1 pseudogene is annotated in these 530 nt (G+C 79.2%); it reads right to left on the reverse strand.

The features are described from left to right. Positions 1 to 530, reverse strand: a pseudogene (locus tag AE652_RS42870) (hypothetical protein); the annotation flags it as partial.

Raw genomic sequence — 530 nt, forward strand, 5'->3', positions numbered from 1 at the left:
CGGCCACCGCGGCGTCCCGGACGGCCTTCGCCTCGGCCTGTGCCTCGGTGGTCAGGGCCTCCGCCGCGGCGGTCGCCTCGGCGCGCACCCGCTGGTCGAACTCGGTTGCGTCGCGCCGGAGTTCGGCGGTCTCGCGCTCGGCGGCGGACCGGTTCTCGGCGGCCGCGGCCTTGGCGGCGGCGAGCGCGTCCTGGCCCTGCTGCTCGGCGGCCTCGGTGATCTTCCCGGCCTCGGCCCGGGCCCGGGTCAGGGTCTGCTCGGCCCGGCCCTGGGTCTCGGCGGCCTGCTCCTGGGCCTGCTCGCGCAGCCGCTCGATCTCCCCGGCGGCACCCGCGCGCAGCTCGTCCGCGTCGGCCTTGGCCTTGGTGAGCAGCTCCTCGGCGTTCTTCGCCGACTCCTCGATCTGGACCACGGCCTGGCGGCGGGCCTCGCCGCGCACCCGGTCGGCCTCGGCGGCGGCCTGGGCGCGCAGCTCCTCGGCCTCGGCCCGCAGCCGGGCCGCCTCGGGGCGGCGGAACAGCAGGGCCAGG

The sequence above is a fragment of the Kitasatospora sp. MY 5-36 genome (genome assembly GCF_001182915.1).
In the GTDB taxonomy this organism is placed as follows: domain Bacteria; phylum Actinomycetota; class Actinomycetes; order Streptomycetales; family Streptomycetaceae; genus Kitasatospora.